The 6,358-nt window shown below is 66.8% G+C and carries 6 protein-coding genes; all 6 read left to right on the forward strand.

The annotated features are described in order from the left end of the window. Window positions 1-45: 45 nt before the first annotated feature. From lysX to argF, 6 genes are read left to right on the forward strand one after another with little or no spacing between them, the layout of a single operon-like run. Window positions 46-921, forward strand: coding sequence for a lysine biosynthesis protein LysX (lysX, locus tag C489_RS15320; protein WP_006432227.1), 876 nt, complete (start codon window positions 46-48; stop codon window positions 919-921). Then, window positions 921-1,997, forward strand: a complete 1,077-nt coding sequence (gene argC, locus C489_RS15325) for an N-acetyl-gamma-glutamyl-phosphate reductase (protein WP_006432228.1) — start codon at window positions 921-923, stop codon at window positions 1,995-1,997. Before lysX ends, argC begins: the two co-directional genes overlap by 1 nt. Before the next feature lies 1 nt (window position 1,998). After that, window positions 1,999-2,871 carry an acetylglutamate/acetylaminoadipate kinase gene (locus tag C489_RS15330; RefSeq protein WP_006432229.1) on the forward strand — a complete coding sequence of 291 codons (873 nt, stop codon included), beginning with the start codon at window positions 1,999-2,001 and terminating at the stop codon, window positions 2,869-2,871. After that, complete coding sequence (locus C489_RS15335; RefSeq protein WP_006432230.1) at window positions 2,868-4,016, forward strand: aspartate aminotransferase family protein; 1,149 nt, start codon at window positions 2,868-2,870, stop codon at window positions 4,014-4,016. Before C489_RS15330 ends, C489_RS15335 begins: the two co-directional genes overlap by 4 nt. Before the next feature lie 2 nt (window positions 4,017-4,018). Then, complete coding sequence (locus C489_RS15340) at window positions 4,019-5,086, forward strand: [LysW]-lysine hydrolase (RefSeq protein ID WP_006432231.1); 1,068 nt, start codon at window positions 4,019-4,021, stop codon at window positions 5,084-5,086. A 27-nt stretch (window positions 5,087-5,113) separates the two neighbouring features. Next, complete coding sequence (gene argF / locus C489_RS15345) at window positions 5,114-6,094, forward strand: ornithine carbamoyltransferase (protein WP_006432232.1); 981 nt, start codon at window positions 5,114-5,116, stop codon at window positions 6,092-6,094. The last annotated feature ends 264 nt before the right edge of the window (window positions 6,095-6,358 follow it).

Below are 6,358 nucleotides of genomic sequence, written 5' to 3' on the forward strand. Positions count from 1 at the left end.
CCGCGGAGCGCGTAGCTCCGGGGGCCCCAATCAGAGGTGGCTCGCGTGAACGTCGGCATACTCTACTCACGGATTCGCAAGGACGAGAAGCTCCTGCTCACCGAGCTTCGCGAACGCGATCACGAGATCACGAAGATCGACGTTCGCAAGCAGACCTTCGACATCAGCGAGGTCCCCACGGAGTTCGCAGACCTCGACATCGTCGTCGACCGCTGTCTCGCCACGAGCCGGAGCCTGTACGCCACGCAGTTCTTCGAGGCCTACGGCATCCCCGTGGTCAACAGCCACGAGACCGCGGACATCTGTGCGGACAAGGTGAAAAACAGCCTCGCGCTCGAGAAGGCGGGGGTCCCTACCCCCGCGACGAAGGTCGCCTTCACGAAGGAGACGGCCATGGAGGCCATCGAGGACTTTGGCTACCCCTGTGTCCTCAAACCCGTCGTGGGCTCGTGGGGTCGCCTGATGGCCAAGATCGACTCCGAGTCGGCCGCCGAGGCCATCTTAGAGCACAAGGCGACGCTCGGCCACTACGAGCACAAGGTGTTCTACATCCAGGAGTTCGTCGAGAAACCGGGCCGTGACATTCGCGTGCTCGCGGTCGACGGCGAGCCCATCGCCGCGATGGTCCGTTCCTCGGACCACTGGATCACCAATGCCGCCAAGGGTGCGGAGACGGATGTCTTCGACCTCGACGACGAGGCGCTCGATCTGGTCGAGAAAGCCAGCGACGCCGTCGGCGGCGGCCTGCTCGGCGTCGACCTCATGGAAACTAGTGATTCCTACACCGTCCACGAGGTCAACCACACCGTCGAATTCAAAGCCCTCGACGAGGCCGTCGAGACCGATGTCGCCGGCACCGTTGTCGACTGGCTCGAGGCGAAAGCCGAAGCCGCGGATCCGGACCTCGAGGTGACCGCCTGATGGCGGTCGGTACCGAGACCGGGGCCGACGAAAACGCCGAGACGGTCACCGCGAACGTCATCGGCGGGAGCGGCTTTACCGGCGGCGAGTTGCTCCGATTGCTCGCCGGCCATCCGAACTTCGCGATCGCGGAGGTCACCAGCCGCTCGAAAGCCGGCAAGAGCGTCGGCTCGGTCCACCCGCCGCTGCGCGGGTCGGACCTGCGCTTTACCGAACCCGACGACCTCGAGTCGGTCGACGTGCTGTTCGCGGCGACGCCACACGGCGTCTCCATGGGTCAGATCGACGAATTTTTCGAGGCCGCGGACACCGTGGTCGACCTCTCGGCGGACTTCCGCCTCGAGAGCGAGGCCCAGTACGAGGAGTGGTACGACGGTCACGAGGCTCCCGAGTACCTCGAGAAAGCCGAGTACGCACTGCCCGAGATCAACCGCGAGAACCTCGCGGGCGCGGACCTGATCGCTGGCGGCGGCTGTAACGCCACCGCGACGATTCTGGGCCTCTATCCGCTGTTCGAGCACGATATTTTGGAGGGCGGCGAGCAGATCGTCGTCGACGTGAAAGTCGGCTCCTCCGAAGGGGGAGCCGGTGGCGGCGAGGCCTCGAGCCATCCCGAGCGCTCGGGTGTCGTTCGTCCCTACGCGCCGACGGGCCACCGCCACGAGGCCGAGATCGAGCAGTTCCTCGACACCTCGGTGGCGTTTACCTGCCACGCCGTGGACATGATCCGCGGTGCGAGCGCGACGAACCACGTCTTCCCGTCGGGACCGGTCTCGAAGGGTGACCTCTGGCAGGCCTATCGCGGCTGCTACGAGGACGAGCCGTTCGTCCGCATGGCCGCCGGCGGCTCCGGCGTCTACCGCTACCCCGAACCGAAAGCGGTCGCCGGCACCAACCTCGCCGAGGTCGGCTTCGAACTCGACCCGTCGAACAAGCGCATCGTCGTCTTCTCGGCCATCGACAACATGATGAAAGGCTCCGCGGGACAGGCGGTCCACGCCGCCAACGTCGCGCTGGGTCTCGAGGAGACGGCCGGACTCGAGTTCACGGGACTGCATCCCGTGGGGGCACCCTGAGATGACGGTAGTAGTGAAGGTCGGCGGCGCACGCGCCGTTGATCCCGAAGGCGCACTCGCCGACGTGGCGAGTCTCGTCGCGGACGGCGAAGACGTCGTCCTCACTCACGGCGGCTCGACGGCCGTCGACGAGACCTTGGACGAACTCGGCGAGGAGCCGACCTACGTCGAGACGCCCGGCGGCGTCGTCGGGCGCTTTACCGACGAGCGCACGATGGACGTCTTCAAGATGGTGATGCCGGGCAAGCTCAACACGGACCTCGTGGAGAGCCTGCACAACGAGGGCGTCGACGCGGTCGGCCTCTCGGGCACCGACGGCAAACTGCTCGAGGGCAATCGCAAGTCCGCCGTCCGCGTCAAAGAGGACGGCAAGAAGAAGATCAAGCGCGGCGACCACTCGGGCACGATCGAGTCGGTCAACGCGGACCTGCTCGAGACGGTCCTCGCGGGCGGCTACACGCCCGTCGTCTCCGTCCCGGTCCTCGGGAAGGAGAAGTCCGGCGGCTACACGGCTGTCAACGCCGACGCCGACCGCGCGGCCGCGGCCATTGCGGGTGCGCTCGAGGCCGACCTCGTGGTGCTGACTGACGTTTCGGGGATCTACGAGGACCCCGACGACGAGTCGACCAAGATCGACTCGGCGTCGACCCCTGAAGAGTTCGAGGCCGTAAAGACGGCTGCGGAAGGGTTCATGACGAAGAAGGTCATGGCCGCCGAGGAGGCCCTCGAGGGCGGCGCATCGTCAGTTATCGTCGCGACCGCCAACGCCGACGACCCGATCAGTAGCGCGCTCGCGGGCGAGGGGACGACCCTCGAGCCCGGCGCGCTCGGAGACGAAACTGACGGAGAAACCACACAGGAGGCCACGAAATGAGCGATTTGGACTTCGTTTCCGGCAGCAAGCCGATCGGACTCGAGCGCGGCGACGGACCGTATCTCTACACCGACGACGGCACTGAGTACCTCGACGCGGGCGCGAGCTACGCCTGTACGCCGCTCGGCCACAGCCATCCGGCTGTCGTCGACGCGGTCCAAGAGCAGGTCGGCGACCTCACGTTCGTCGACTCCTCGTATCCCGTCCAGTCGCGCGAGGACGCCTACGCTGCGCTCGTCGCGTCCGCACCCGACGGACTCGAGAGCGCGTGGTTCTGTAACTCCGGGACCGAGGCCAACGAGGCCGCGCTGAAGTTCGCCCGGTCCGCCACGGGCGAGTCGAAGATCGTCGCGGCAACCCGCTCGTTCCACGGGCGGACGATGGGCGCGCTCGCGGCGACCTGGAAGGACAAGTACAAGGAACCCTACGAGCCGCTGGCCGGCGACATGGCATTCGTCCCCTACGGCGACGGCGAGGAACTCGCGGCCGCCGTCGACGACGAGACGGCAGCCGTCATCCTCGAGCCGATCCAGGGCGAGGGCGGGATCAATGTCCCGCCCGCGGGCTATCTCGAGACGGCCCGCGAGGTCACCGAGGAGGCCGGCGCGGCGCTCGTCCTCGACGAGGTCCAGACCGGCATGGGCCGAACGGGCTCGATGTGGGCCTGCCAGAACGCGGGCGTCACGCCCGACGTACTGACGACGGCGAAGGGTCTCGGCAACGGCCTGCCCGTCGGCGCGGTCGCGGTACGGGACTGGATCGCCGACGGCGCGGCCTCCCACAACGCCACGTTCAGCGGCGGTCCCGTCGTCGGCGCGGCGGTCCACGCCACCGTCTCGACGCTGGTCGAAGAGGAGTGGCCCGCCCACGCCGCCGAGATCGGCGACTATCTGGTCACCGAACTCGAGGCGGCGCTCGGTGACGAGGTGCGCGAGGTCCGCGGCCGAGGGCTCCTCGTCGGCATCGAGTTGAAACGCGGCGCGAACCGCGTCGCCCGCGATCTGGCGATGAACGAGCAGGTGCTAGCATTGCCCGCGGGTCGGACCGTCCTGCGCTTGCTGCCGCCGCTCGTAATCGACGAGGCGGAGGCGGACCAGCTCGTAGAGGCGCTGACCGCGGTCGTCGCACCCGACACCGACTCATAATCATGAACGCGAGCTCGAGCGAACCGATGGACGTAACGGCCGCGGACGCCCGGGAGCTGCTGATCGATCTCGTTTCGATCCCCTCGCCCACCCGCGAGGAACGCGAGGCGGCCAAACGCCTCGTGGACTTCTTCGAGGCCCACGACCGGGAGGTCTGGATCGACGCGGTCGGGAACGTCCGCGCGCCGGCGGACGACGCCGTGTTGCTGACCTCCCACATCGACACCGTGCCGGGGGACATCCCCGTCGAGGTCGAAGAGACCGACGACGACGAGGTCCTCTGGGGTCGCGGCAGCGTCGATGCGACGGGGCCGCTGGCCGCGATGGCGGCCGCCGCCGTCCGCACCGGCGTCTCCTTCGTCGGCGTCGTCGGCGAGGAGATCGACTCGAAAGGGTCGCGCTACCTGGTCGACGACCGCGAGGAGTCGCCGGCTGCCGTCGTCAACGGCGAGCCCTCCGGCGTCGACGGGATCACGCTCGGCTACCGCGGTCTGATCGCCGGCACCTACGTCGCGACCAGCGAGTCCGGCCACACGTCCCGGCCGGATCCGAACGCGATCCAACACGCCGTCCGCTGGTGGTCGGCCGTCGAGGAGTACTTCGAGGGCGACGAGTACGAACCCGTCTTCGAGCAGGTGACGACCAAGCCGGTCGACATCGAAGGCGGCGTCAGCGAGGACGGCCTCTCAGTCGAGGCGACGATGGACGTCCAGTTGCGCGTGCCGCCGGCCCTCGACGTCGGCACCGTCCGCGAAGCCGCGGAGTCCAAACTCGAGGTCGGGACCGTGACCTGGAAGGACAAGGTCCCGCCGGTAATGATGAGTTCGCGAACCGAGGTCGCGCGGGCGTTTCGCGTCGCCATCCGCAAGGAGGGTGGTGATCCCCGCCTCGTGCGAAAGACCGGGACGAGCGACATGAATATCTACGCCGGAGCCTGGGACTGTCCGATGGTCACCTACGGGCCGGGCAACTCGGACCTCGATCACGCGCCCGACGAACGACTGCCGCTGTCGGAGTTCGACCAGTCGGTAGCGGTCCTCGAGCGCGTCGCGCGCACCCTCAGTGAGTAATAGAATTTTCAGACGAGCTATTAGACTATGACAACAGCAACGAACGAGACGGAGCCGAGACACTTCCTCGATGTCGACGACCTCTCCGAGGAGGAACTGTTCGCAGTGCTGGACAGAGCCGACGAGTACAAACGCGCCGTCGACGCCGGCGAGGACCACGCCGACCTGTCCGGGCAGACGCTGGGAATGCTCTTCCAGAAGGCGAGTACCCGGACCCGAGTGTCCTTCGAGACGGGGATGACCCAACTCGGCGGGCACGCGATCTTCCTCGGGGAAGACGACATCCAACTCGGCCGGGGCGAACCGCTGAAAGACACCTCGCGTGCGCTCTCGCGGTACGTCGACGCCGTGATGGCTCGTGTCTTCAAACACGAGAACGTCGAGGTGCTCGCGGAGTATTCCGATGTCCCGATCGTCAACGGGCTCACCGATGACGCCCACCCCTGCCAGACGCTCGCGGACCTGCTGACGATCCGCGAACACGAGGGCGGATTCGAGGGTGTTTCCGGGAGTGAAGCGACCGGAGGCTCGTCGAACGGCGGATTCGACGGTGTGTCGGCGGTCTGGATCGGCGACGGGAACAACGTCGCCCAGTCCTTTGCGCTCGGCTGTGCGCTGACCGATATCGACCTGACGATCGCGACGCCGGAGGGGTACGAGGTCGACGACGCAGTCCTCGAGCGAGCCCGCGAACTGGGCGGCGATCCGACGGTTACGACCGATCCCGTCGAGGCGGTGACCGACGCCGACGTCATCTACACGGATGTCTGGATCTCGATGGGCCAAGAGGACGAACGCGACGTCCGCATGAACGACTTCGACGGCTTCCAGGTCAACGCGGACCTGCTCGAGCACGCCCCCGAGGCCTCGGTCATGCACTGTCTGCCCGCCCACCGCGGCGAGGAGATCACTGACGACGTTATCGAGAGCGAGCGCTCGATCGTCTTCGATCAGGCGGAAAACCGGCTGCACGCCCAGAAGGCGCTGTTGAGCTGGCTGCTCGAGTAGGGGAAACGAGCACAGCGAGTGGGATTTTTCAGTTCAGATTTTCGTGAGCGGTGAGTGGACCGAACCCGGACGAAAACAGGTGGGTTGTAGAACCGACTGTACGCCCAGAAGGCGCTGTTGAGCTGGTTACTTGAAGAGCGCGCGTGGCAGCCGCCGCTGACTGCCGGCCACGTTTCGGCTCAGTTCCGGTACGTCCCGAGTCGCGGGACGACGACGGCATATGCGATTCCGAGGCCGATCCCGTAGACGAGGTGATCGATGATC

The sequence above is a fragment of the Natrinema versiforme JCM 10478 genome (assembly GCF_000337195.1).
GTDB classification, from domain to species: domain Archaea; phylum Halobacteriota; class Halobacteria; order Halobacteriales; family Natrialbaceae; genus Natrinema; species Natrinema versiforme.

Coding starts and splice junctions, on each gene's coding strand:
- argC (WP_006432228.1), top strand. CDS start 921: ATGGCGGTCGGTACCGAGACCGGGGCCGACGAAAACGCCGAGACGGTC.
- C489_RS15330 (WP_006432229.1), top strand. CDS start 1,999: ATGACGGTAGTAGTGAAGGTCGGCGGCGCACGCGCCGTTGATCCCGAA.
- C489_RS15335 (WP_006432230.1), top strand. CDS start 2,868: ATGAGCGATTTGGACTTCGTTTCCGGCAGCAAGCCGATCGGACTCGAG.
- C489_RS15340 (WP_006432231.1), top strand. CDS start 4,019: ATGAACGCGAGCTCGAGCGAACCGATGGACGTAACGGCCGCGGACGCC.
- argF (WP_006432232.1), top strand. CDS start 5,114: ATGACAACAGCAACGAACGAGACGGAGCCGAGACACTTCCTCGATGTC.